Origin of the sequence: Klebsiella electrica, from assembly GCF_006711645.1 — a bacterium.
In the GTDB taxonomy this organism is placed as follows: Bacteria; Pseudomonadota; Gammaproteobacteria; order Enterobacterales; family Enterobacteriaceae; genus Klebsiella; species Klebsiella electrica.
In genome coordinates this window covers 2,652,295-2,677,580 of the sequence record NZ_CP041247.1, presented here as the reverse complement: position 1 = coordinate 2,677,580, position 25,286 = coordinate 2,652,295, and the positions used below count along the sequence as shown (strand labels likewise).

General features: G+C 58.4%; 19 protein-coding genes and 1 pseudogene. 8 read left to right on the top strand and 12 right to left on the bottom strand.

Annotated features, from left to right (window positions below):
• Position 1: 1 nt before the first annotated feature.
• Genes Electrica_RS12765 through Electrica_RS12745 form a run of 5 tightly spaced genes read right to left on the bottom strand, consistent with a single transcriptional unit; the run spans position 2 to position 6,014 of the window.
• Positions 2 to 991 (bottom strand): putative FMN-dependent luciferase-like monooxygenase, encoded by a 990-nt coding sequence (locus Electrica_RS12765; RefSeq protein ID WP_141964628.1) that lies wholly within the window; start codon positions 989 to 991, stop codon positions 2 to 4.
• A complete protein-coding gene (locus tag Electrica_RS12760; protein WP_141964627.1) occupies positions 988 to 2,592 on the bottom strand; it encodes a dipeptide ABC transporter ATP-binding protein in 1,605 nt (534 codons plus the stop codon). Before Electrica_RS12760 ends, Electrica_RS12765 begins: the two co-directional genes overlap by 4 nt.
• Positions 2,589 to 3,440 (bottom strand): ABC transporter permease, encoded by an 852-nt coding sequence (locus Electrica_RS12755; RefSeq protein ID WP_141964626.1) that lies wholly within the window; start codon positions 3,438 to 3,440, stop codon positions 2,589 to 2,591. The genes Electrica_RS12760 and Electrica_RS12755 overlap by 4 nt, the downstream gene beginning before the upstream one ends.
• Positions 3,437 to 4,381, bottom strand: a complete 945-nt coding sequence (locus Electrica_RS12750; RefSeq protein ID WP_100684257.1) for an ABC transporter permease — start codon at positions 4,379 to 4,381, stop codon at positions 3,437 to 3,439. The genes Electrica_RS12755 and Electrica_RS12750 overlap by 4 nt, the downstream gene beginning before the upstream one ends.
• A gap of 10 nt (positions 4,382 to 4,391) precedes the next feature.
• Positions 4,392 to 6,014: a TIGR04028 family ABC transporter substrate-binding protein gene (locus Electrica_RS12745; protein ID WP_141964625.1), complete on the bottom strand. Its 1,623-nt coding sequence runs from the start codon at positions 6,012 to 6,014 to the stop codon at positions 4,392 to 4,394.
• Between the two features lie 164 nt (positions 6,015 to 6,178).
• On the opposite strand from Electrica_RS12745, the pseudogene Electrica_RS29300 reads away from it, so the two are divergent.
• Both Electrica_RS29300 and Electrica_RS12740 read left to right on the top strand, forming a co-directional pair.
• Positions 6,179 to 6,272 (top strand): annotated as a pseudogene (locus Electrica_RS29300) (inorganic diphosphatase); the annotation flags it as partial.
• A 201-nt stretch (positions 6,273 to 6,473) separates the two neighbouring features.
• Positions 6,474 to 7,451: a bifunctional helix-turn-helix transcriptional regulator/GNAT family N-acetyltransferase gene (locus tag Electrica_RS12740; protein WP_141964624.1), complete on the top strand. Its 978-nt coding sequence runs from the start codon at positions 6,474 to 6,476 to the stop codon at positions 7,449 to 7,451.
• Between the two features lie 60 nt (positions 7,452 to 7,511).
• Here the strand turns inward: Electrica_RS12740 and Electrica_RS12735 are convergent, their stop codons facing one another.
• The 4 genes from Electrica_RS12735 to Electrica_RS12720 form a co-directional block, all read right to left on the bottom strand.
• Entirely contained in the window at positions 7,512 to 9,224 is a 1,713-nt protein-coding gene (locus tag Electrica_RS12735) for an ATP-binding cassette domain-containing protein (RefSeq protein ID WP_141964623.1), read from the bottom strand.
• A gap of 339 nt (positions 9,225 to 9,563) precedes the next feature.
• On the bottom strand, positions 9,564 to 11,261 hold the full coding sequence (locus Electrica_RS12730; RefSeq protein WP_100684253.1) for an NAD-dependent malic enzyme: 1,698 nt from the start codon (positions 11,259 to 11,261) through the stop codon (positions 9,564 to 9,566).
• 172 nt (positions 11,262 to 11,433) lie between these two features.
• Positions 11,434 to 11,574 (bottom strand): stationary-phase-induced ribosome-associated protein, encoded by a 141-nt coding sequence (gene sra / locus Electrica_RS12725; protein ID WP_004861775.1) that lies wholly within the window; start codon positions 11,572 to 11,574, stop codon positions 11,434 to 11,436.
• A gap of 161 nt (positions 11,575 to 11,735) precedes the next feature.
• Positions 11,736 to 12,587: a Vmh family MBL fold metallo-hydrolase gene (locus Electrica_RS12720; RefSeq protein WP_141964622.1), complete on the bottom strand. Its 852-nt coding sequence runs from the start codon at positions 12,585 to 12,587 to the stop codon at positions 11,736 to 11,738.
• A 113-nt stretch (positions 12,588 to 12,700) separates the two neighbouring features.
• Between Electrica_RS12720 and Electrica_RS12715 the strand changes: the two genes are divergently transcribed.
• From Electrica_RS12715 to Electrica_RS12690, 6 genes are all read left to right on the top strand, one after another.
• Positions 12,701 to 13,585 carry a LysR family transcriptional regulator gene (locus tag Electrica_RS12715; RefSeq protein WP_141964621.1) on the top strand — a complete coding sequence of 295 codons (885 nt, stop codon included), beginning with the start codon at positions 12,701 to 12,703 and terminating at the stop codon, positions 13,583 to 13,585.
• Between the two features lie 175 nt (positions 13,586 to 13,760).
• A complete protein-coding gene (locus Electrica_RS12710; RefSeq protein WP_100684249.1) occupies positions 13,761 to 14,192 on the top strand; it encodes an OsmC family protein in 432 nt (143 codons plus the stop codon).
• A gap of 128 nt (positions 14,193 to 14,320) precedes the next feature.
• Positions 14,321 to 15,190: an oxygenase MpaB family protein gene (locus tag Electrica_RS12705; protein WP_141964620.1), complete on the top strand. Its 870-nt coding sequence runs from the start codon at positions 14,321 to 14,323 to the stop codon at positions 15,188 to 15,190.
• A gap of 400 nt (positions 15,191 to 15,590) precedes the next feature.
• Positions 15,591 to 16,508: a bestrophin family protein gene (locus Electrica_RS12700; protein WP_100684247.1), complete on the top strand. Its 918-nt coding sequence runs from the start codon at positions 15,591 to 15,593 to the stop codon at positions 16,506 to 16,508.
• A 214-nt stretch (positions 16,509 to 16,722) separates the two neighbouring features.
• Entirely contained in the window at positions 16,723 to 19,023 is a 2,301-nt protein-coding gene (locus Electrica_RS12695; RefSeq protein ID WP_141964619.1) for an FdhF/YdeP family oxidoreductase, read from the top strand.
• Between the two features lie 273 nt (positions 19,024 to 19,296).
• Positions 19,297 to 20,178 carry a LysR family transcriptional regulator gene (locus Electrica_RS12690; RefSeq protein WP_131049071.1) on the top strand — a complete coding sequence of 294 codons (882 nt, stop codon included), beginning with the start codon at positions 19,297 to 19,299 and terminating at the stop codon, positions 20,176 to 20,178.
• A gap of 135 nt (positions 20,179 to 20,313) precedes the next feature.
• Here Electrica_RS12690 and Electrica_RS12685 read toward each other — a convergent pair whose 3' ends face one another.
• From Electrica_RS12685 to Electrica_RS12675, 3 genes are all read right to left on the bottom strand, one after another.
• The gene (locus tag Electrica_RS12685) at positions 20,314 to 21,723 is read right to left on the bottom strand and encodes an MFS transporter (RefSeq protein WP_141964618.1); all 1,410 of its coding nucleotides are present in this window, start codon (positions 21,721 to 21,723) and stop codon (positions 20,314 to 20,316) included.
• 219 nt (positions 21,724 to 21,942) lie between these two features.
• Positions 21,943 to 22,965: an ABC transporter substrate-binding protein gene (locus tag Electrica_RS12680; protein ID WP_131049072.1), complete on the bottom strand. Its 1,023-nt coding sequence runs from the start codon at positions 22,963 to 22,965 to the stop codon at positions 21,943 to 21,945.
• Positions 22,966 to 22,973: 8 nt separating this feature from the next.
• On the bottom strand, positions 22,974 to 25,043 hold the full coding sequence (locus Electrica_RS12675) for a TonB-dependent receptor (protein WP_407081234.1): 2,070 nt from the start codon (positions 25,041 to 25,043) through the stop codon (positions 22,974 to 22,976).
• Positions 25,044 to 25,286: the final 243 nt, after the last annotated feature.

The window sequence follows — 25,286 nt, the reverse complement described above, 5'->3', positions numbered from 1 at the left end:
CCTACCTTAGTTGCGGGGTGATATGCTGAGCGATCAGCTCAAGGGAACGCAGCGTGTCACGGTGCGAGGGCTCAACGGAGTGCACCTGGAACGAAATATCGGTGACGCGGGCCAGCACGCTGTCCCGCGCCAGAGATGCCTGCACATGTTCAACATCGCCGACATGGGCATCCAGCTGCGACAAATAATCCGTGACAGTGTCACCGATTATCTCATGTCCGGCAGCGCGATGTGCCGCCGCCTGTTGGCGTAATCCCGGTTCCGCGACCTGTAGGGCGTACTGCTGGCTGTCGGCAATAAAGGCGGTGCGCGAGGCGAGGATCCTTGGCGCTCTGCCAGCGGGCAACGCCGCGAGGTAGGCATCGATCAGGGGATTCTGGATAGCATCAAGCGCTAAATCCGGCTGCCCGAGCGGGCGCGGCTGTGTACGGGAGAGCATCAGGCCGTGACCGGCCTGACCGGCGCGAACGGCGCCGTCAATTGAAAAGGTCGCTATCCAGATCCGTTCAGCCAACTGCGGCGCCGGTGGATAGAGATGATTTTCCGGATGGCCCAGTGAATCACCGCGCCAGGCGCTGTGGATCAGATGCAGATTTTCGGCGAACACGGCTCCCCGCTGCTCGCTGGTTAAGCCAAACGGCAGAAATGAGGTTGGCGTACCGCCGGAGCCAAAGCCGACCTCAAGACGTCCGTTGGCCAGGAGATCCAGCACCGCCGCGTCTTCGGCGACCCGCAGCGCGTTCTCCATCGGCAGCGTAATAATGGCGGTACCGAGGCGAATATGTGCGGTCTGTGCCGCCACGTGGGCGAGAAAGACCAGCGGCGAAGGCAGGCCGCCTTCATGCTCGTGGAAGTGATGCTGGGCAATCCACGCGCTGTCAAAGCCGAGACGTTCGGCGTGGCGAATCTGTTCGGTTGCCAGCCGGTAGCGCTGTTGCGCAGGGGCAGAGTCCAGCAGGCGGGTGAAAAAACCCAGGCGTTTACGCGTCATGCGATCTCCTTGCTCAGGGTGGATACGTGGGGAATGGCGGCGATGAGCTCGCGGGTATAGGGGTGCAGCGGCTGGCTAAACAGGCGGTTGACCTCGCCGTATTCCACGACCTGACCGGCGCGCAGTACCGTAACGCTCTGCGCGATGCGTCGCACCGTCGCCAGGTCGTGGGTGATAAACAGATAGGTCAGCCCCAGCTGTTGCTGGAGCTGCTGAAGCAGGGCGAGAATCTGCGCCTGCACGGTGACATCCAGCGCGGAAGTGGCTTCGTCGAGGACCAGGATCGTCGGCTCCAGCACCAGCGCCCGCGCAATGGCGACCCGCTGGCGCTGGCCGCCGGAGAGCTCGCGGGCGGTTCGCGTCAGCAGCTCCGGTGCCAGCGCGACCCGGGCGGCAACTGCTTCGACGCGGGAGCGGCGGATGGTCGGGCTCAGCGGGTCGAAATTTTTCAGCGGCTCTTCGATAATCTCAAACAGGGTCTGACGCGGGTCGAGCGAGGCGAACGGGTTCTGATAAACGAACTGAATTTTACGCCGTAGCTGGCGCTGCGCCTCGCGGCTTAAATGACCGGCATCAATACCATCAATGGCGATGTGGCCGCTATCGGCCTGTTCAAAACCGAGCAGAATCCGCGCCAGCGTGGTTTTGCCCGAACCCGACTCGCCAACTAACGCATGGGTCGTGCCGCGTTTGACCTCAAAGCTGACGGCGTCCAGCGCCTGTAGCCCGGCATCGCCCAGCGAAAAACGTTTACTGATATTGGCGACGCGGATAGCGGGCGTCGCCACAGGGTGGCGCGGCGCTGTCCCGATGGTAGGCTGGATTCCCTGCAGATCGCTCAACAGCTGGCGGGTGTAGGCGTGTTGTGGCGCGCGGACGATATCCGCGGTGAGGCCCTGTTCCTGAACTTCTCCGTGGCGAAAAACCAGCAGCCGGTCGGCGCGTTGCGCCGCCAGCGCCAGATCGTGGGTGACGAGCAGCACCGCCGTCCCGGACTCCCGGCGCAGGGTATCGAGTAGGTCGAGAATGCGTTTCTGGACGGTAACATCGAGGGCGCTGGTCGGTTCATCGGCAATGATTAAGTCCGGTTTCAGAGCAATAGCGATGGCAATTAACACCCGCTGCTTCATGCCGCCGGAGAGCTGATGAGGATACTGATAAAAGCGCTGTTCGGGATGGCTGAGGCCAACTTTGCTTAACAGGGCCAGCACCTGCTGCTTACGCACGGCGGCGGGCTCTTTCTGGTGCAGACGAAGTATTTCGCCAACCTGCGCGCCGATCGTTTGTACCGGGTTCAGGGAGTTGCCCGGATCCTGCGGGACCAGACTGATGCGCGTGCCGCGCAGACTATCAAGTCGTTTCCCCGACCAGCCGCTGATATCCTCGCCGTTAATTTCCACTCGTCCGCTGTCGCGCCGGGCATTATTCGCCAGCAGACCGATAATGGCCTGGGCGGTGGTGGTTTTACCGGACCCGGACTCCCCGACAAAGGCCAGCATTTCGCCGCGTTGCAGGCTGAAGCTGACGTTATGCACCACTTCCTGCCAGCGGTGCTGCGATCGGTAGCTGATGCGCAGATTTTCCACGCGTAAGACGTTCATGAGCGCTCTCCGCTAAATTGACGGCTGATACGGTTGGCGGCCAGCACCACGGCAACCACCGCCACGCCGGGGAAGGTGGTCAGCCACCAGGCGGTCGAGAGATAGTTGCGTCCTTCGGCAATCAACAGCCCCCACTCCGGTACCGGCGGCGGGGTCCCGTAGCCGAGAAAGCTCAGGGTGGAGAGGGCGAGGATCGCCTGACCAAACTGCAGCGTGGCGAAGGCCAATACGGCGGTCAGCGAGTTGGGTAAAATATGCCGCCAGAACACGGCAAAGAAGGTGCCGCCGCTGCCAAAGGCCGCTTCGACATAGTCGCTGCGGCGCACGCGGACCACTTCCGCGCGCGCCAGGCGGGCAAAGCTGGCAATAGCGGCGACGCCCACGGCCACCGCGGCGTTCACGGTGCCGAAGCCGAGCAGAATAATCACCGTTAACGACAGCAGCAGCGACGGGATGGCCAGCAGGACATCAACCAGCCGCATCACCAGCGACTCGACGCGTCCGGCAACGGCACCGGCCAGCGTACCGAGCGCGGTACCGACCAACAGGCCGATAGCGACAGCCGCCAGCGCGGCGGAAAGCGAGTGCGCCGCGCCATAGACGATCCGCGTCCACAGGTCGCGACCCAACTGGTCGGTTCCCAGCCAGTGGCCCGCCTGCGGCGCCAGACGCGGCGCGCCGGAGGTGCCATCAAGCGGGTTATAGTCGCTGAACAGCTGCGGGGCGATCGCCATCAACAGCGCGATGAACATGATGCTCCAGGCGAGCCATAGCCCCGGCTGGAAACGTAGCGGCCGACGGCCAGGCACCCGTCGGCGGGCGGCGGTAGCGTAATCAACGAGGCTCATACCACGCCTCCGGTTACGGTTTTCAGGCGGGGATCGAACAGCGGCATCAGCAGATCCACCAGCAGATTAATCAACACAAATGCGAGGGCGGAGATCATCACCACCGCCTGTAATACGGCAATATCCTGGTTGTTGACCGCCTGCTGGGTCAACTGACCCAGACCGCCGCGGCCGAAGACGGTTTCGGTAATCAATGCCCCGGCGATCAGCTCCCCCAGCAGCAGCCCGGCGATATTCAACGCCGGTAGCAGGGCGTTGCCGGTGACGTGTCGCCACAGCACGCCGGTTTCACTCATCCCTTTGGCGCGGGCGACGGCGACAAACGGCAGGGCGGCCACCTGGTCCATGCTGCGCATCAGGATCTGCGCCAGCGGGGCGGAAATGGGCACCGCGACGGCGATGATCGGCAGTATCAGCCCCTGTAGCGGGCCAGGATTAATCACCGGGATCCAGCGCAACTGGAAGGAGAAAAGTTGAATCAGCGCAATCCCCAACCAGAAGGTCGGCAGCGAGATAAACAGCACCGGCAAAGACTGTAAGGTATTGCTCAGCCAGCGCAGCCCCGGCAGACGGGAGGCGAAGGCCAGGCTAAAGGCCAGCGCGATAGCCAGTATAAACGCCGGGATTGCCAGACTGAGTGTGTCCGGCAGGTTGCTGGCCAGCAGGGTACTGACCGCAATACCGGCCTGTAACGAGTAGCCAAAATCCCCCTGCAGCATCGCCGCTAAGGTATGGAAATATTGCTTCCAGACCGGGCTGTCGGCACCGTAGGCGATGCGCATGTCGGCGATTTGCGCCGGGCTGAGACCGAGATCCGGGTTCTGAAACTTGATCAATACCGCATCCCCCGGCAGCACCTGCAGCAGCACGAAGGAGAGGGTAAAGGCCGCCCACAGCACCAGCAAACTCTGGCCCAGACGTCGCAGAAGGTTATGGCTCATCCCAGACTCCTTAGTGTTTTTCCAGCCAGCTGCCGTAGAACGACGGTCGGCCGACGGCTTCAAAGCTTACGCCCTTCACCCAAGGCGCACCGGCAAAGACCTGCGGCTCTTCAAATATCGGGATCACGTAGGCGTTATCCAGCAGATAGCGCTGGGCATCGCCGGTCAGCTGCAGGCGTTTTTGCGCATCGACTTCGGCGGAAATCGCGGTCAGCAGAGCGTTAAGCTTATCGTCGCGAAAGCGCTGCACTTTGTCGCTGGATCCGCCCTGTTGCAGCAGAGCATCGCGGTTGGCCGGGAAGAACATGCTTTTCACCACGTCCGGGTCGGCGCGACCCACTTCCGAAACGGTCAGCGGGGTCTTCAGCGGATCGAGGTTATCAATAACCCGGCTACCGGCATCGCCGGCTTTTACGCTCAGCGCCACCCCTACCTGGCGCCACTGCTGGGCAATCAGCTGGAGCACCTCTTTGTTTTGCGGCTGCGGCAGAGATTCATAAACCGTCAGCGCCAGGCGCTGGCCATCTTTCTCTCTGATCCCGTCGGCGGCCGGTTTCCAGCCGGCTTCATCGAGCAGCTGCCGGGCCCTGGCCTGATCGAAGGTCAGCTTGTCGCTGAGGTTGACGTAGCCTGCCGCTGAACGGGCCAGCACTGACGTCGCCTGTGGATAGTTAGCCGAGAACAGCGTCTCGACCACCTGTCTGGCGTTGGTGGCGTGCAGCAGTGCCTGGCGGACGCGCAGGTCGGAAACCAGCGGGTTATCCGGGCGGAAACTCAGACTGTCATTGACGCCGCGGGTGGGGGCGGCATACACCTGGAATCCCTGGTCGGTCGCCTGCTTTTCATCGTAGGCCTGCACCTGGCGGATAAAATCGGCCTGACCCGCCAGTAATGCCCCGATACGCACGCTGTCTTCCGGGGTGACGATAAAGGTAATGCCGTCGAGGTTGGCTGGCCCCTGTTGAGCCAGGTTTTTCGGCCCCCACTGATAGTCTTTGCGGGCGACCAGCGTCAGCTCGCGACCCGGTTTTTCATCTTTAACGATAAAGGGCCCGGAGCCGATAATATTACGCGCATCGCCGAGTTCGTCGAAATTACGCTGCAAGGTGCTGAGAGAGACCAGCCCGGAGCCGATGGTGGCGGTGCCCTGCAGGAAGCCTGGCGACGGTTTTTTGAAGTAAAACTTCACCGTCAGCGGATTGATGACTTCGCTATGGTCGTAGTTGTTGATAACCTCAGAAACCGGCAGCCGCTGGGTTTTATTGCCAAGACCGTAGGTATCAAAATTTTTGGCCACCGCGTTGGCATCCAGCGGGGTGCCGTCGGAGAAGGTGATGCCGGGACGCAGCGTAAAGGTGTATTCGGTTTTATCGGCGTTCGTCGTCCAGCTCTCGGCAATCCACGGTTCGATCTCCAGCGTTTTGGGGTTTTGCCAGGTCAGCTTATCGGTTATCTGATTGAGAATGCCGCCGTTGGGATAGAATCCTCCGGCCGGTGGATAGAGATTGGTGTGCGGCTGCTGCTCCAGATAGATTAATGTCCCGCCCTTGACCGGTGTATCGGCGGCCCAGACGGAAAAAGCGCCGGATAAAAAAAGGGCTGCCAACGCGGGCAGACGAAAACGGTTTTGCATGGTGAATTCCTTTGTTATCTATTGTGTTGCCATCATCGGGCGCAGATATAAACAAGGGAACCAACGAATTGCGCTAAGCATTTGCGGAAAAGGCATTTGCCGCAGCGGGGAAATATTCCCCATGGGAGATAGCCGGTGAGGCGGCATGAACCGGACGGGCGTAAAAAGTGGAGCTGGACGGCTTTAACGATGCCGCTGCGGCGAAGCAGGAGATCAAACAGGCCTGGGATGCCTGGTAAAGCCAAAAATCCACAATAAGATAAAAACAGGCTCTGCCCGGTAGCGGTGATTTTTTCGTCTGGCAATGGCCGGATCAGGCCATTTTTCATCCTGTAAAAGAGCGGCCTGGCCGGAAGCAAATCCTCATCGGGCCGGTTAGCCCAGTGGCGGCGTGGATTGACAGGGTGAGGGTGATGATGGTTGTATTGTACAACCATTAACTCGCCTGCACCGATCGCCATGACACCTCCATCGCTGATTAACGAATCGCTCATTAATGAAATACGCCGCTCTTCCCGTCTGATGGTTCGTGAGCTTGGCTTCATGAATTCCACGCTGGCGGCCACCGACTATTCTCCCTCCGCCGTGCATACGCTGCTGGAAATTTCCGCACACGGAGCGATGACCGCCGCGCAGCTGGTGCAGATCCTGGGCCTGGAGAAATCGAGCGTCAGCCGCATGGTGTCCCGTCTGCTGGCCGCCGGCGAGTTACAGGAAAAACCCGATGGTGCAGATGCTCGCTTTAAACGGCTCGAACTGACGCAACAGGGGTGCGTGACGGTCAGGCGGATCAACGAGTACGGGGCGATGCGGGTGGTTGATGCCCTGATGCATCTCGATGCCGGACAACAGCAAAACGTGGCGCTGGGGCTGACGGCGTACGCGCAGGCGCTGGCGAAATGCCGTGAAGTACAGCGGCCTGCGGCGACTGATAAGGTGACGATTGTCAGCGGATATCGACCCGGGATGATTGGCCGTATCGCGCAGATGCACGGCGAATATTACGCCCGGCACCACGGTTTCGGCCACTTCTTCGAAGGTAAGGTTGCCTGCGGGCTGGCGGAATTTTCCGCCCGACTTAACGCGCAGTGCAATCACATCTGGCTGGCGGTGCAGGAGGGTAACATCGTCGGTTCTGTGGCTATCGATGGCGAAGATCTGGGCAACAACCAGGCGCATCTACGCTGGTTTATTCTCGACGACAGCTGTCGGGGCCGCGGCGTTGGCCGACGTCTGCTGACGGAGGCGATGGCTTTTTGCGACCGCCGCGCTTTTGCTGCTGTCCAGCTGTGGACCTTCAGCGGACTTGACGCTGCCCGCTCGCTGTACGAAAAATTCGGCTTTACGCTACATAAACAGTGGCAGGGCGATCAGTGGGGGATGATGATGACCGAACAGCAGTTCAGCCGCGACAAGACCGATTCTGCTTCGGCCTGACCGCCGTGCGCCGTGACCCCGGCTAAAGTGTCTCCACCTTAGCCAGGGATTTAGCCTCCGTTAACTCAGTCTGGCGGTAATGACCGCTATCTCGTCACGCCACTGGGCCTGCAGGTGCGGCTTCTGGTGCTTAGGTTTACGCGATATATCATCCGCCAGCCGCTGTTCGAGATCGATTAACCGTTCCAGCAGGGCGTCATGGTCGTCGGCGACGATGGCCGTCGTATCCGCTTCGACACGCCTGTCGACCTGGGGCGCCCCCTCGCGCAGGCGGGCATAGACTTCGTCGGCGGTATGCCACTCGCTGAGCCCGTTATCATCAATCAGCCAGAAGCGGTTACAGCTGCTATCAATCAACTGGCGGTCATGACTGACCAGCAGCAGACCGCCGGAATACTCGCGCAGCGAGGCGGCCAGCGCCTCTTTGCCCTCCATGTCCAGATGGTTGGTGGGCTCATCCAGCAGCAGCAGGCTATAGCTGGCCAGCGACAGACCGACAAACAGCAACCGGGAACGTTCGCCGCCGCTGAGGGTGCTGACCTTTTGCCCGTGACGGTTCCAGCCGAAACCGGCGGAAATCAGCGCCCGCTTACGGCGTTCGCCAGCGGGTTCGAAGTTCTCCAGCGCTTCCAGCAGCGTGGCGTTATCCGCCAGCTGATGCAGCGTCTGGTCGTAGTAGCCCGGATGCAATCGCGGATGCAGACGCAGTCCGGCATCCGGCGCCGCCTGCTGCATTTGCCGCCACAGCAGGCGCAGCAACGACGATTTCCCGCCGCCGTTACGCCCCATAATCGCCACCCGGTCGCCGCTGCGCAGGCGCGCCAGCCCGGCGGTGAACAGGGCGGGCAATCCCGGAGCCGGGGGGACCGGCAGTTGCTCCATCTCAAGTAAACGATCGGCCCGCAGGGCGTCGCCGTTGAGCGCCAGGCGCCACGGCGTACCGGCGGTCAGCTCGGTTTGACTCTCCTTCAGGCGCGCGACCTGTTTTTCCATCTGTTTGGCTTTACGCGACAGATCTTCGTTGTCGTACACCTGTCCCCAGGTGGCCAGCCGTTTAGCGCTGGCGGTGACGCGGTCGATTTCTCGCTGCTCGGCTTTATGACGCAGGGCATCGCTTTCGTCGCGTTCCGCCAACGCCAGGCGCGCCGCGCTGCAGGGAAGAGAGAAGGCGTGCAGGGTTCTGTCGCGCAGGATCCAACTGCTATTAGTTACAGCATCCAGTAAGATGGGGTCATGGGACACCAGCACGAAGCTCCCCTGCCAGGTTTGCAAGAAGCTTTCCAGCCACAACAGGGTCGGCAGGTCGAGATGGTTGCCGGGCTCGTCCAGCAGCAGGAGATCCGGCTGCAGAATTAACGCTCTGGCCAGCAGCAGCCGGGTATGTTGCCCGCCGCTCAGCGTTGCCGCTTGCTGCGTGAACTCCGCCGTCGCGAACCCCATTTCCGCCAGCAGACGCTCTGCCTGCCAGCGCTGTTGTTCACGTCCGCTGGCGGGGAGCCGCGCCAGAACCCCCTCGATCAGCGATTGCTGGAGCAGGGCATCCGGCAGGTGTTGTTCAACCCGTGCCAGCAGACAATGATGGGCCAACGCCACGCTACCGGTAGCGGGCGTCAGCGTGCCGTCCAGTACCTGGAGCAGTGTACTTTTGCCGCAGCCGTTATGACCGATCAGGCCGATACGATCGCCTTTTTTCAGGGTAAAGGAGAGGTCGGTGAAAAGCGGGCCGAATGCCGTTTCAACATGCAGAGACTGCGCGGTAAATAATGTGCTCATAGTGAACTTACTCAAGAGTTACAGGCGTAAAAACGCCTCGTCAAACATCGCTGACGATAACCCGGTAAGCCCGAGGGAAGGGAATTGGTCTAAGTGTCTTCGCTCAAGCTGAAGTTATCGCAGCACGATACCGATAACGCTTGAGTGGGCACGATCGCCAATGGTCAGTGAAAAAATAAACATTTCACAAGACAGCATGGGGATCCTCCTTTTAAGTTCAGTCAGTTGATGGGTAAAGGCAGTCTAGACGGGAAGAGGATATTTGGCTAGTGACTAAAGATGGTGGGGCGGCGACAGAAAAAACGGGCCGTTGTCAGGCCCGTTGGTGAGTCGCTTAAATCAGATCGAGGTCCGGCGATAGTTGCGATACTCCGGCAGCCAGAAGTTATCGCTAATCGCCTGCAACAGCGCTTCGGCAGAGGTCTTCACCGCCACCCCTTGCTCCTGAGCCGTTTTACCGACGGCAAAGGCGATTGCGCGCGATACGGTCTGGATATCTTTTAGCTCCGGCAGAACCGGACCCTCGCCGTTGTTGACCAGCGGCGAGTGCTTCGCCAGCGTCTCACTGGCCGCCATCAGCATGTCGTCGGTGACCCGCGATGCGCCAGAGGCGATGACGCCAAGACCAATACCGGGGAAGATATAGGAGTTGTTGCACTGGGCAATGACATACTGCTTACCTTTCAGCGTGACCGGCGCGAACGGGCTGCCGGTGGCAACCAGCGCTTCGCCGTCGGTCCAGCTGAGGATATTCTGCGGCGTGGCTTCCACGCGAGAAGTCGGGTTCGACAGCGGCATGACGATCGGCCGCGGGCAGTGCTTATGCATCTCACGAATAATCTCTTCGGTGAACAGACCCGGCTGGCCGGAAACGCCGATCAGAATATTCGGTTTAACGTTGCGCACCACATCGAGCAGAGAAAGCACTTCGTTGGTGGTATCCCACTGCTGCAGATTCTCGCGTTTTTGCACCAGTTTGTTCTGGAACGGCAGCAGGTTCGGCATGGCGTCGGTCAGCAGGCCGAAGCGGTCAACCATAAACACGCGCTGACGCGCTTCTTGTTCGCTTAATCCTTCACGCTGGATCTGGGCGATAATCTGCTCGGCAATCCCGCAACCGGCGGAACCGGCGCCGAGGAAGACGATTTTCTGCTCGCTCAGCTGGCTGCCCGCACCGCGGCTGGCGGCAATCAGCGTACCTACGGTCACCGAGGCGGTGCCCTGGATGTCGTCATTGAAGGAGCAAATCTCATTGCGATAGCGGTTGAGCAACGGCATGGCGTTTTTCTGCGCGAAGTCTTCGAACTGCAGCAGAACGTCCGGCCAGCGGTGCTTAATCGCCTGAATAACGTCATCGACAAACTGATAATACTCATCGTCGGTAATACGCGGATGGCGCCAGCCCATATACAGCGGATCGTCGAGCAACTGCTGGTTGTTGGTCCCCACGTCCAGCACGATAGGCAGCGTGTAGGCCGGGCTGATACCGCCGCAGGTGGTGTACAGCGAGAGTTTACCGATAGGGATCCCCATCCCGCCGATGCCCTGATCGCCGAGACCGAGAATACGTTCCCCGTCGGTCACGACGATCACTTTGACGTTGTGGTTCGGCACGTTTTGCAGGATGTCGTCGAGGTTGTGCCGGTTCTGGTAGGAGATAAACACCCCGCGTGAGCGGCGGTAGATCTCAGAGAAGCGTTCGCAGGCGGCGCCGACGGTCGGCGTATAAATGACCGGCATCATCTCATCGAGATGGTTGCCAATCAGGCGATAGAAGAGGGTTTCGTTGGTGTCCTGAATGTTGCGCAGGTAAATGTGTTTGTCGATCTCGGTTTTAAACCCCTGGTACTGGATCCATGCGCGTTCCGCTTGTTCCTCGATTGTTTCAACAACTTCCGGCAGCAGGCCGAGCAGGTTAAAGCTGCTGCGCTCTTCCATGCTGAAGGCGCTACCTTTGTTGAGAAGGGGGAATTCGAGCAGAACGGGGCCAGCGTAGGGGATATACAGAGAACGGTTTTTCTTATGGGTGAATTGCATCGCACTAACTCCTTGATGTTCACTTCAGACCGTGCGCGGCGATAAGCGTGCGGGCTGGCAGGGAAAGCAGCGCAAGCAGTATAGAGCAGATGTTATCAAAGAGGGGAAATTGAATTAAAAAAACACCATCCTGACCAAAGGACGGTGTTTTTATCATCTCTCCGCTGAGAAATTAACCCGCGCGGCGCTTACGCCCGGTGGCATGAGCGTGGTTAATTGTCGTTTCTACATCGCCGTCCAGCACCACTTTTTTCTGCTGGGACAGTTTATAGTTCAGACCGAGAAGATGACGTGCCTGATGGTTCGATTTCATTCTTACTCCTTAATCCAGTTCTGTTTCAAGGACAAGCCCGGCATGGCCGGACGAAATGTAACCCTAAGAACGGCGCGCTGCTAACGCGACCGCGCTATCTATCGTGGTCTATTTTTTCGCCCCTGGCAACTTCATCGCCTGGAATCAGGAATAATCTGCGCTTACCACTTCATCTCGCCGGTGTTCACTTTCGCACTCAGCTCCAGCGAACTGACTTCCGCCAGCTGCGGCCAGCGCTGCTTCATGTCGGCGATCACGCCAGCGGAATCTTTGTGCGTTTTCAGCGCCTGCTCAAACTGCTGCAGATAGTCGCGGGTAAAGACGATCGCGCGATCTGCGGCTGGCGGAGTCCCGAGATAGTGACCGGGAATGGCATGCTGCGGGTGGAGCGCGGCCATATCGTCGAGCGTTTTACGCCACTGCAAGCGGCTTTCGGCGCTCTGGGTATCGGCGGTCCATACGTGCATACCCCAGGCGACGCCGGTACCCCCGAGGATGGTCTTGTTCGCCGGGATCCAGACGAACGCCGCATAGTTCTGGGGTTGCCGAATCTCCACTTTTTCACCGTCAATGGTGAACGAGCTGGCTTCAATCTGCTGCGGTACGTACAACTGCTTTGGCGCGCCGTCTTTCATCTGTGGGCCCCAGAATGCCAGCTTCGCGGAGTGGGTCGCTTCGATGTGCTTAACCACCTCGGCCGTGGCGACAACTTTTGCCTCAGGGAACGCCTTCACCAGCGGTTCGAGGCCGAAATAGAAATCCGGGTCGCCGGAGGTGATAACAATACGGCTCAGTTTCTTGCCGCTTTGACGGATCATATCAACCAGCTTTTCGCCATCTTTAACGCTAAATTGCGCATCAAACAGCACCGCTTCATGCGGGCCGGAAACCAGCGTCGAGTTCACGGCGAAGATGCCTTTATCCTGCGGGTTATAGGTCTGCAAGGTTAAAGGCGCGGCGAACGCAGCGGAGCTGAACAGTGCGGCGGCAACGGCAAGGGCGGATAATTTCATGTCGGTTTTCTCTGTGTCAGGTGAATAACGCTATTTTACGGATTTCCTGATTTGCGAAAATTCCTGAAAAAAGAGATGCTGAGTTTCATAAAACGTGCAGATGGAAGTGAAAGATGGACAGAATTATTGCCGCGCAGGTCTATATGCGGATCTGCGAACTGGGGAGCCTGAGCGCCGCAGCCCGCGCGCTGGGAATGTCGCGTCCGATGGTCAGTCGCTATCTGGAACAGATGGAGCACTGGGCGGGCACCCGCCTGATCCACCGTTCGACGCGCAAATTAACCTTAACCACCGCCGGGGAGAAGGTGCTGCAAAAAACCCGCAGTCTGACGCAGCTGTCGGACGAAATTGCCGGGCAGACCGAGCGGGCGGTACCCAGCGGAACGCTGCGCGTCGCCTGCGCCCACTTTACGGCGATGCACTTAATTTCGCCGTTGTTACCCGATTTTCTCGCCCGTTACCCCCAGTTACGCCTCGAACTGGATATCAATAACCATCCGGTGAGTCTGATTGGCGAGCGCATTGACGTGGCGATTCGGATAACCGATAACCCGGAGCCTGGCGCGATTGCCCGGCGGCTGGGGGTCTGTCGTTCGGTGCTGTGCGCGTCGCCGCGTTGGCTACAGCTCCATGGCCAGCCGCAGACGCCGGCCGAACTCAGCGAACATAACTGCCTGCACTACAGCCATTTTGTCGCGCCGACCTGGCAGCTTACCGACCCGCAGGGCGAGGCCGTTGCCGTGGCGGTTTCCGGGAACCTCAGCGCCGGGATCTCCTCATTATTGCTGGAAGCGGCGGTAGCCGGATGCGGCATCGCGATGCTGCCGGAACTGGAAGCCCAGCGCGCCCTTAACAGCGGGGCGCTGAAACCGGTGTTGCCGGCCTGGACGCCGAAAGCCCTCAGCGTCTACGGCATCTATTTATCGCGTGACTACCAGCCCAGCGCGCTACCGCTGTTTCTCGATGAGATTCAACAGCAACTGACGCAGCTTAGCTAGTCCACGCGCGTCTGTCCCCCCGGCGGCCATGAATTATGGTTATGATGGTGTAAAAAATAACGACTCACTGCGTCACTTGATAATTTTTTGTTTTATAAGGAATTGTCTTAATCCACATCCATGATCCGTCTCACCGTCTATACTGTGGGTTCGACATAGCAACAGGAGCGAATTCATGGCAATCCATAAGAAAGGTCAGGCGCACTGGGAAGGCGATTTAAAAAGCGGCAAGGGGACCGTTTCGACAGAAAGCGGGGCGTTGAGCCAGCAGCCGTATGGTTTCAACACCCGTTTTGAGGGGGTGAAAGGGACCAATCCGGAAGAGCTGATCGGCGCTGCGCACGCGGCTTGCTTCTCCATGGCGCTGTCGCTGATGCTCAGTGAAGCAGGCTACACGGCCACGACGATTGATACGGTGGCGGTGGTGACGCTGGATAAATCCGGCGGCGGTTTTGCGATTACCGAGGTCGCGTTGCAGAGTCAGATTGTCCTGCCGGGTATTGAAGCCGATGTTTTTGACGGCATTATCCAGAAAGCGAAAGCTGGCTGCCCGGTATCACAGGTGTTAAACGCCGAGATTAGCCTCGACTACCAGCTGAATCCTTGACTCTTTGCTGCCCGTTTGTAACGGGCACGCCCTGCGTCTGTCCGCAGTGGATAACGTCACGGCCTGCGCATGAGTCTCGCGCCGAATAGTGGTATGTTTTGCTGTCACGGAGAACATCAGGCAAAACAATGACCAGTATACGCGGAATGATAGAGGCTCAGGTTCTGGGCTTAACCGGCATGGCGCTGAAAGAGATTGATTTTGAGCACCCGAAAGGGGAGCCGGGGCTGTTTGGCCCCCAATCTGCTATCTGGCAGGTACACGGCGACTTTACGTCGATGCTTTGCGGAGGCGTGAGCGCACTATTGCTGCAGATGCTGCATCCGCTGGCGCTGGCCGGCGTCTGGGATCACTCAAATTTCCGTGACGATATCTTCGGCCGCCTGCGGCGCACCAGCCAGTTTATCTCGGCCACCACCTTTGGCACCACCGTCGATGCGCAAAGGCTGATTGCCAAAGTGCAGAGGATTCACCTGCGGGTCAGCGGTCAGGATAAAGACGGGACGCCTTATGAGGCCAGCGATCCGGCGCTGTTGACCTGGGTACACGTGGCCGAATGCAGCAGCTTTATGGCATCGCATTTGCGCTATAAGCGCACGGTGGTAAGCCAGGACCGCCAGACGCAATATTTCCACGAAGCGGCAGACATTGCCCGCCGTCTGGGTGCCCGCGATATCCCGCTGACACCGCAGCAGGTGGCGGAATATCTGCAGGATATGCGCCCGCGTCTGCGCTGCGATGAACGTACGCGGGAGGTGGCGAATGTGCTGCTGACCACCCGGTTACCCGGCCGCCTGAGCCAGTTACCTGGTCAGTTGATGATGCGCGCCGGGATTGATCTGCTCCCGCCCTGGGCGCAGGAGATGCTCTCCCTGACGCTGACCCCCTGGCAGCGGCATAGCGCCCGGATCGCGGTGCACGGTATTGCCAGAGTGCTTCGCGCATCGGTACGCAACGGCGCCTATCATTGCGCGATGCGCAGAATGGCGGTGAATTAACGTTTTCACCGGGGATATCGCGCGTCGGCTATTATTTCAGGAAGTAAAAGTCGGCGGGATTTATATTTTATGCGCGTTATCTACCCTGCGTGAATTAAATTATCGACAATATCTGCCCCTGGCATCGCGGGCGCGTCAACGCCCTGCAGGATGCGGATGATGGCAGACGTTATGTAGCCACATTAATGGCAGGGGTGATTTACCGACGTTATACCCCGCATCCCCACAGTGGTTTTCATATTGCCCGATAAATAAAAAGGGACCATAATTCTTCAGCCATTATTCCATCGCATATTAATGGCCAATAACAAACGCACTGTCGTGTTTATGTTCAATAAAATAATCCAATCGGTTAATAGATATTATCTATAGCCAGGCTGGGCATTCAGGAAGTCATACAATGATCATCCGACCAGAACAACACTGGTTCCTTCGTCTGTTTGACTGGCACGGCTCCGTGCTGTCAAAAATCATTTTCCGCCTGCTGCTTAACGTTCTGATGTCGGTTGTCGCCATCATCAGCTATCAGTGGTACGAACAGCTGGGTATCCATCTGACCGTGGCGCCCTTTAGTTTGCTGGGGATAGCCATCGCGATTTTCCTCGGTTTTCGCAACAGCGCCAGCTACAACCGCTTTGTTGAAGCGCGCAATCTTTGGGGGACGGTACTGATTGCCGAACGAACCCTGATGCGTCAGCTGAAAAATATTCTTCCGACGGAGCACGCAACGCATCGAAAAATCGCCAGCTATCTGATCGCTTTTAGCTGGAGTCTGAAACACCAGTTACGTAAAACCCACCCCGGGGCCGACCTTAACCGGCTGCTGCCTCCTGATACCGTCGCGGAGATCCTCGGCAGCTCGATGCCGACCAACCGTATCCTGTTGCTGGTCGGCCATGAGCTGGGCCAGCTGCGCGAAGCGGGGAAGGTGAGCGATATCACCTATGGTCTGATGGACAATAAGCTCGATGAGCTGGCCCACGTGCTGGGCGGATGCGAACGCCTGGCCAGCACGCCGGTGCCCTTTGCGTATACCCTGATTCTGCAGCGTACGGTCTATCTGTTCTGCACCCTGCTGCCCTTTGCGCTGGTCGGCGATCTGCACTACATGACGCCGTTTGTGTCGGTCTTTATCTCCTACACCTTCTTGTCCTGGGATTCGCTGGCGGAAGAGCTGGAAGATCCGTTTGGCACCGCGGCGAACGATTTGCCCCTCAACGCCATGTGCAACACCATCGAACGCAACCTGCTGGATATGACCGGGCAGCACCCGCTGCCGGAAACGCTGCAGCCCGACCGCTACTACAATCTGACCTGAACTTTCCCCCGGCGTAACTGTTAAATAAGTTAAATCTAACGCGTGATAGATAACATTGATTATACAGTTACGATCCTGATTGTTATGCTTTCGTTAACAAAAAACGTCCGCCGCGGTGTTCTCCGGCGGACGAACTGTTTTCACGTTGCAAATTGCTCCTTCAGGGCGATTTGCACGTTGTTCTCGCTTATCGACGGCGCATTCTGGAGTAGATATGAATATGAAAAGACGTTCAGTACCTGGCGTGCATCCTTATGATGGCCCGGCTGGCGGCTGGGGCGCGTTGAAAGCAACGGCCATCGCCGTGCGCACACAAATGGATGCTCTGGAGGCGCCCGCCACTCTGCTGCGCACCAACCAGCCTGACGGCTTTGATTGCCCCGGCTGCGCATGGCCGGATAAAGAACACAAGTCCACCTTCCAGTTTTGCGAAAATGGCGCCAAAGCGGTGACCTGGGAAGCGACCAGTAAGCGCGTCACGGCGGAATTTCTGGCGGCGAATACGGTTACCTCGTTACTGGCTAAAAGCGATTTTGAACTCGAAGGTTACGGGCGCTTAACCCATCCGCTGGTCTACGATCGCGCCAGCGACACGCTGCGCCCGACCAGCTGGGAAAGCGCCTTTGCGCGTATCGGCGAGGTGGTCAGCGGCATGCAGCCGGACGCCGTCGAGTTCTATACTTCCGGTCGCGCCTCCAACGAAGCGGCCTGGCTGTTCCAGCTGTTTGCCCGTGAACTGGGTACCAACAACTTCCCGGACTGTTCGAATATGTGCCATGAATCGACCAGTGTCGGGCTGCCGCAGTCGATCGGCATCGGAAAGGGAACCGTGTCGCTGGATGATTTTGACAAAACCGAACTGGTGATTTCCATCGGCCATAATCCGGGAACCAACCACCCGCGTATGATGGGGACGCTGCACGAACTGGCCCGTCGCGGCGTACCGATTATCGTGTTTAACCCTTTGAAAGAACGTGCTCTGGAGCGTTTCGCCGACCCGCAGAATGTTATCGAGATGGCGACCCTGGGCTCGACAAATATCGCCTCAACCTATTTTCAGGTGAAGGCGGGGGGCGATGCCGCGGCGCTGAAAGGCATTGCTAAAGCGCTGCTGCAGATGGAAGAAGAGCAGGGTAATGTTCTCGATCGCGCCTTTATCACCGAGCATACGCAGAATTTCCCGGCGTTTGCCGATGATTTACTGAAGACCGCCTGGCAAGATATCGAACGTGAATCGGGCCTCACCCGCGCTGACCTGCAGCGGGTTGCCGACGCTTACGCCAAATCGAACGCCACGATCGTGACCTATGGTATGGGGATCACCCAGCATAATAAGGGCACGTCAAATGTGCGGCTGATCGCCGACCTGCTGCTGATGCGCGGGAATATCGGCAAACCCGGCGCCGGGATCTGTCCGCTGCGCGGACACTCCAATGTCCAGGGCAACCGCACCGTGGGGATTACCGAAAAGCCGGGCGCCGCCTTCCTGGCGAAGCTGGAAGAGGTGTTTGGTTTCGTACCGCCGCAGGAACATGGTCATGACGCGGTGAAAGCGCTGCAGGCGATGATCGAGGGCAAATCGAAGGTTCTGCTGTGTCTTGGCGGTAACTTTGCGGTGGCGATGCCCGACCACGAACGTGCGTTTCCGGCCATGCGCGGGCTGGATCTCAGCGTGCACGTCGGGACGAAACTGAACCGTTCGCATCTGCTGGTGGCGAAAGAGACGTTCATTCTGCCGTGTCTGGGCCGCACCGAGCTGGATATGCAAGAGACCGGGCGTCAGTCAATTACCGTGGAAGATTCCATGTCGATGGTGCACGCCTCGTCGGGAAAACTAAAGCCGGCCTCGCCGCTGCTGCGTTCAGAACCGGCGATTGTCGCCGGAATGGCGATGGCGACCCTGGCGAACACCAAGGTCGACTGGCTCTCCCTGGTGGCGAATTACGACCGAATCCGCGATCTGATTGAGCGCACCATTCCCGGCTTTGACAACTACAACGAGCGCATTCGTCACCCGGGCGGTTTTCGCATGCCGCTGCCGCCAACCGAGCGCATCTGGCCAACGCCAGGCGGTAAAGCCATGTTCTCGGTATTCCGCGGTGTACATGAGAACGTTCATGTTGCCGGCGAGGAGGTGCTGCGGCTGGTCACGCTGCGTAGTCACGATCAGTACAACACCACCATCTACGCCATGGATGACCGCTATCGCGGTATTTTTGGCCGCCGCGACGTGCTGTTTATGAACGAGCAGGATATGGCCAGTCAGGGATTCGAGCACGGTGACCGGGTGGATATCACCACCGCGTTGCCGGGCAGCGACCTACGATTGCAGGATATTACGCTGGTAGCCTACAACATCGCGCCAGGCACCGTTGCCGCCTATTATCCGGAAGCCAACGTCCTGGTTCCGCTGGACTATCTTGATGAAGAGAGCGGCACACCTTCTTATAAATCCGTGCCGATTCGTCTGACCCTGCGCTCGAAAGAGATACTGCCGGTCCCTGGCCTGGGCTAATCTGTCCGCGACCGCTGCCGACCGCAGAGTCGGCAGCGAACTCTCGCTATTCTGGCGCCAGCATCAGCTTGATGCCAGGGCCGACGCAACCCCGTAGCCCCTGTCCCCCCCCTGACGGCTCTGCACCTGGCCGCGATAAATCGTCGCTTCCGCAAGCGCCTGAGCGGCTTGTATTTGGCGGATGCTGAACGTAACATTTAAATAACATATTTTTGACCGGGCGAGGGGAGTCTGCATCGCGCCGGCGTTCGCGTATCACCCACTGGATTAACCATGGATATTAAACAGCTCAAATACCTGATCGCACTCGATCAAACGCGTCATTTTGGCCAGGCCGCGGCGCTGTGTCATATCACGCAGCCGACGCTTTCGATGCGCATTCGCAATCTGGAAGAGGAACTCAATCTGGTTCTGATTCAGCGCGGCCAGCGGTTTGAGGGGTTTACCGCGGAAGGCGAGCGTATTCTGGCCTGGGCGCGGGCGCTGCTGGCGGCCCATGACGGGCTGGAGGCGGAAGCGGCGATTTGTCGCGGCCAGATGGTGGGGCAACTGCGGGTCGGCATGGTGCCGCTGGCGAGCCTTAATCCGATGCAGCTGATTAAACCGCTGGCCGGGAAGTATCCGGAGCTGCAGTTCAGCCTGCTGTCTCTTACCTCGGAACAGATAATCGATGGCGTCAGCCGTAATCAGCTCGATCTGGGCATCTGCTACCTCCAGCACGTCGATAGCCTGCTTTTCAACGTCAAATGGCTGCCCGCAACGCGAATGGGGCTGCTGCATGATAAACGCCATTTTCAGTTTGCCGAAGGTGCGCCGGACTGGGAAACGCTGGCCGCATTACCGCTGGGTTTTCTCAGCAAAGGGATGTATTACCGTGAATCCATTGAGATGAGCTTTAAGAGTAAAGGGTTAACGCCGAAATATGTCTTTGAGAGCGATTCTACCTTCCAGATTATCCAGGCGGTACAGGCGGGAATTTGCTGCGCCATTATGCCGCTCAACAATGGTCTGGAGGCGTTAAGCGATAATCTGGAGATTATGCCCATCGCCGACACCGAAGTGGATTCAAAGCTGGCGCTGATTATGCGCAGCCAGCAGCCGGTCTCGTCGCTGGCGGAAAAATGTTTTGCCGATGCGCAGGTCATTTTTAATTAACATGGACGGGGTATGGGAGGCCGTCCCTGGGGCTCAATGGCATATTCATTTGGCAGACTACGGCTTAGTGCGCTGACGATTGCCCGCCATGAGCCGACTGCGCCGCCGATAATCACCCGGCGGCGCAGCGGACAGTCAGATATTTTCCAGCTCGATACCGCGGGTTTTCGGGCCGTAAATACCCACCGAGAGCATCACCATCAGCATGCTGGCCACGATGAAGCTAATCACCCCCGGGGTGCCGGAGTATTGTAAAATCAGGCCGATCAGAAGGCTGGTGAGCGCCGTTGACAGGCGGCTGAACGAGTAGCAAAAGCCCACGGCTCTGGCGCGAATCCGCGTCGGGAAGATTTCCGCCTGGTAGGCATGATAGCTGATGGTCAGCCAGGCGTTGGACCAGGTAATCATAAACCCGCAGACAACCAGCATCACCGGGTTATTCTGCAGCGCAAACAGGGTACCGAACACCACCGTCATCAGCGCGGAAAGAACGATCTGCCACTTATTCTCAAACCGGTGGACAAAGCGGGTGCAGAACAAGCAGCCCAGCGGGTAGGCGAGAGTGATAAAAAAGGCGTACAGCAGGCTGTGGGTAATGCTCGCCCCCTGGCCGGAAAGCAGCGCCGGCAGCCAGTTGCCGAAGCCAAAAAAGCCGATCGCCTGAAAGAAATTCATCACCATCAGCATGAGGGTTCGTCTACGGTATTCCGGCGCCCAGATCTCTTTAAAGGTTCCACTTTTGCGCTGCGCTTCCCGGGTGTCCGGGATATGCTGCGGCGAAGGCGTGACGCCACAGCGCCGCTCCATCTGACACATCACCGCGTGCGCATCCGCATGGCGACCTTTCACCTCCAGCCAGCGGGCCGACTCCGGCAATTTTTTGCGGATGACCCAAATGATCAGCGAACACAGTGCGCCAAAGATGATCACCCAGCGCCAGCCGGTCAGGCCGAACAGCGTCGTCGGGACCAGCATCCATGACATCAGCGCGACGGCGGGAACCGAGAGAAACTGGATAAAAAAGGCAAAGGCAAACGCTTTGTTGCGCAGATGGGTCGGGACCCATTCGCTCAGGTAGGTGTCGATGGTCACCAGTTCAATTCCCAGCCCAATACCAACCAGGAAGCGGCACAAGATGACCCCTTCGGCGCTGTTCTGGAAAGCCATCAGCAGTGAAAACGCGCCGTACCAGGCCAGCGCAAACATAAAGGTCAATCGGCGGCCCAGCTTGTCCGCCAGCGGCGCCAGCAGACTGGCGCCGATAAATAATCCGAAGAAGGTGGCCGAGGCAAATGAGGCCTGATCGGAGATGCCAAAAATGCCCTGTTGGTCGGTATGAAAAATATGTTCTGCCAGCAGTCCGGTACTGATATACCCGGTCTGAAAAAGATCGTAGAGCTCAAAGAAGCCGCCCAGCGCCAGCAGAGTAATAAACGACCACAGGCCGACAGAGGCAGGCAGGGCATCAATGCGGCGGGTTAAGCTGGAGTGGGGGTGTTCTGCGGGTGCAAAAGGCGCATCCCCCAGAACCTGGGTGGTAGACATATTATTATTTTCCTCAGATAAAATGTTTGCCTGCTAATGTTATTAGATTGTTAATGGTTTTAAATTTTTAATTCCTCTTCCCATGGGACTTCCACAGCAAAAAATCTCGCCGATATGCAAAATGTCTACTGGATACGCTGGTTTCTTCGCAGGGTGGCCGACAGATTTGAAGTAAATGACCATGACACCGGCGGCCAGCATGATGCGCTGAGCCGCTGCTTACTGGCCCACTTTTACCTGCGGCGGCAGCGCCTGTAATATCCGTTCTGCTTCCGACCCGGTCAGCGAATAATCGAAAAAGCGCTGATAAAAATCGCGGGTGATGGCGATCATATCCAGATCGTTAAAACGCTGTGGTTGCAACCGTTTCGCCGCCCATTGGATCTGCAGCGCACTTTCCGTGCCGTAGCGATCCCACGGGAACACGCCTGCCGGATTCTGCCAGACCTTGCCGTTTTTTACCGCCCGTAGCGGCGCGAACAGCTTGCCATAAGCCGAGTGCTGTAAATCGCCGCACCCGGCGCCGAGGATGATGATATCTGGCTGCCAGGCGAGCACTTTCTCCGGGGAAATTTCCTGCATATTGCCGGAGATTTCCGCCGCGGCGTTTCGCCCACCGGCCAGGTGAATCCAGGTATCGATTAGCGTATGGCTGCCGTCAACCTTAAGAGGCTTCAGCGACTGGATATGCAGCACCCGCGGCCGCTCGCCGTCCGTCAGACCCCGGTTGCGCTGAGCGGTAACGGCGATAACCTGTTGCAGATACCGGTTGTACGCCTGGGCCCTGGCCCGAACCTGGGGCGTATCGAAGACCGCTGCAGTGGTCTCTACGGCGTGGGCCAGCGACGGGTAGTCGGTAAAGTGCATTTCCATCACGGCTAATCCCGCCTGGCGATAGGCGTCCGCATCGCCATTGCCCTGCGCCACAAAGACCACCTGAGCATCGCGCGTCAGCAGCGCTTCGCTGGTGAAGTGGGGGCCGCGACTTATCAGCACCTGATTGAGCCGGGGAGCGATATGAAACATCCACGGGCGGCTATCCGGACGGTTAACCGTGGCGACGATACGGTCGCCGACGCCGAGCGTCATCAGCAGCGAGTGGTGCGCGAACCACCCCTCTGCCACCTGAGTCACCCGATCGGGCAATATCACCGGGTGCCCGGCATCGTCCGTCACCTGACGGTCGGCCAGCACCGGGAAAGCGAGTAGCAGCGAAAGCAGACCAGCGGCTATCTTTTTCATGTTGTTCCTCAGAAATCAAACTGTACTGACGCCGTCGCTTCGCGCGGTGCGCCGGGCTGAGCGCTGGCGTAACCTGCGCCGGTATAGCCTGTCAGCGCGCCGGGCACGATGTTGGTCCAGTAGTGGCGATTAGTAATGTTAGTAATTGCTAACCTGAAGGTGGTGTCGGTGCCAAACAGTCGGGTGCGGTAGTTGCTGCCGATATCCACGGTGGTATAGCTGGCGACCCAGCTGTCATTGGCATTATCCGTCGCCCGGCGCCCGACGTAGTGAATATTGCCGTTGACGTCGAGTCCAGGAACCGGGTCGATGCTGTAAATGGCCAGCAGGTTGGCGGTGAAGCGCGGCAGGCCGACAACCTGCTTATCATCGGCATCCGCGCTCGAGGTATTATGCAGACGCGGGTCGAGCCAGGTAGCGCCGCCGAACAGTCGCAGGTTAGAGGTGACGTGTCCGTCGGCCATCAGCTCCAGCCCGCGGTTTTTTTGCGTACCGTCTTCGGCAAAATCGCCGCTATCGTTGGTGTAGGCGAACGGACGTTCGGCCTGGAATAGCGCCGCGGTTAAGAGCAGGTCGCGGTGCGGGGCATATTTCGCGCCGACTTCCAGCTGATGGCTACGATAAGGGTCGAGAACATCTCCGGCATTACTGGCTCCGGCCGGCGCCGTGTCGCCCTGTTGCATGCTGTTTGCCCAGGTCGTGTAGAGCGTTACATTCTCCACCGGTTTATACATCAGACTGGCTGAGCCGCTGGAACCCCGGTCATCATGATTGCTGCTGCGATTTCCGCTTTTGTTGTAATTGTCGACGGTGAACAGGTTTTCGCTACCCGAGAGCAGCAGGCTCCACTGCGGGGTGAAAGTCAGCGTATCGCTCAGTAAAAAAACGTGCTGCGTGGTGGTGGCCGAATGATAGCGATCGGTGAAGTCCGGGTAAGCAGGGCGGGCGTAATCAGGATTTTCCGCCAGCGAGGCGTGTCCCAGCGTTTGCGTCCCGCCTTTGCGTGGATTGTCGTTTTTCCACACGAAACCGCGCATGCCGACCGCCAGATCATGCTGCAGCCAGCCCGTCTCGACGCTGCCGGTAAGATTGGCAAGATAGCTGTTGATGGTAAAACGGCTGGCGGCAGAGTTGGCGGTTGTGGTGGTGTAATGGCCGCGATTGTCGGTGAGCGTATTGGTCACGGCGGTGGATTCGCGGTCGGCAATCTGGCGCAGTACGCCAATGTCCAGCAGCCAGTTACCGTCAAAATCATGCTTAATATGCAGGCTTCCGGTTGTGGTGGTGTTGTCGTTGCCGGCGTAGTACTGCCCATATTGGCTTTTGGTCGGATCCAGCGGTGACGGGAAACGGGTGCCTTTTGCGAGGGCAAAAGTGCCGGGAAGACCTTTTTGATAGAAGTGGTAGTAGCTGAAATTGCTCTCCAGCACCGTCTGGTCGGTCAGCTGGAAGTCGAGCGCCAGACCCGCATACTGGTTGCGCTGACGGCTACCGTGGGTATAGCTGCTGCCGTCCTGATCCCGCAGATTGAGGCGATATTTTACTCTGTCGGCCGCGTCAACCGGCCCACTCAGGTCCAACGCGGCATTCGCGCCGGAGGCGGTCCCACCGCCAACGGTTACCCTGCGCAGCGGCACATCGGTAGGCCGTTTCGAGACCAGGTTAAACATGCCTGCCGGGTTCGCCGGGCCATATAACGCGCCGGCCATACCGTTCAGTACCTCAATGCGTTGAAACTGTTCAGCGGGGTACTCGGTGGTCGACACCACGTTCAGGCCATCAATCATGCTGTTCTGGACCACGCTGCCCTGCATACCGCGGGTTTGCGGACGAACGCCGTCGCCCTGGACGGAGGGCAGATAACGGTAGATATCTTTGACGCTGCTGGCCTGCACCTGGCGGGTCAGAGAGTCGGAGAGCGTCTGCACGGACCACGGAACGTTAATCAACTTCTGCTTGCCGAGGTTGCCTACCGTAGCCTGCTGTTCAGCGGCAGGCGTAACATCATCAAGGGATTGCGTAAGCGGTTCTGCGGTGACAACCAGGGTTTCTGCCGCATATACGGGCATTGCCGGCATAATGAGAGAACAGGGAATCATCCCGGTAAATAAAACGAGTTTATATGAGCGCATTAATTTTGAGTTCAGACAAATGAAAGCGGAATGAGGCGGGTAAAATCTCGTCTCTGCCTGAAGGGTACGGTTTTTATTTGTATGACAAAAAGATAAAAAACATCGCTGTATATGTCAATATATAACGTTGGTTTTTGTAGGTCGGCACAGTCAACCTGCTACTGAATAAACAATGCTATTTATCTGTTT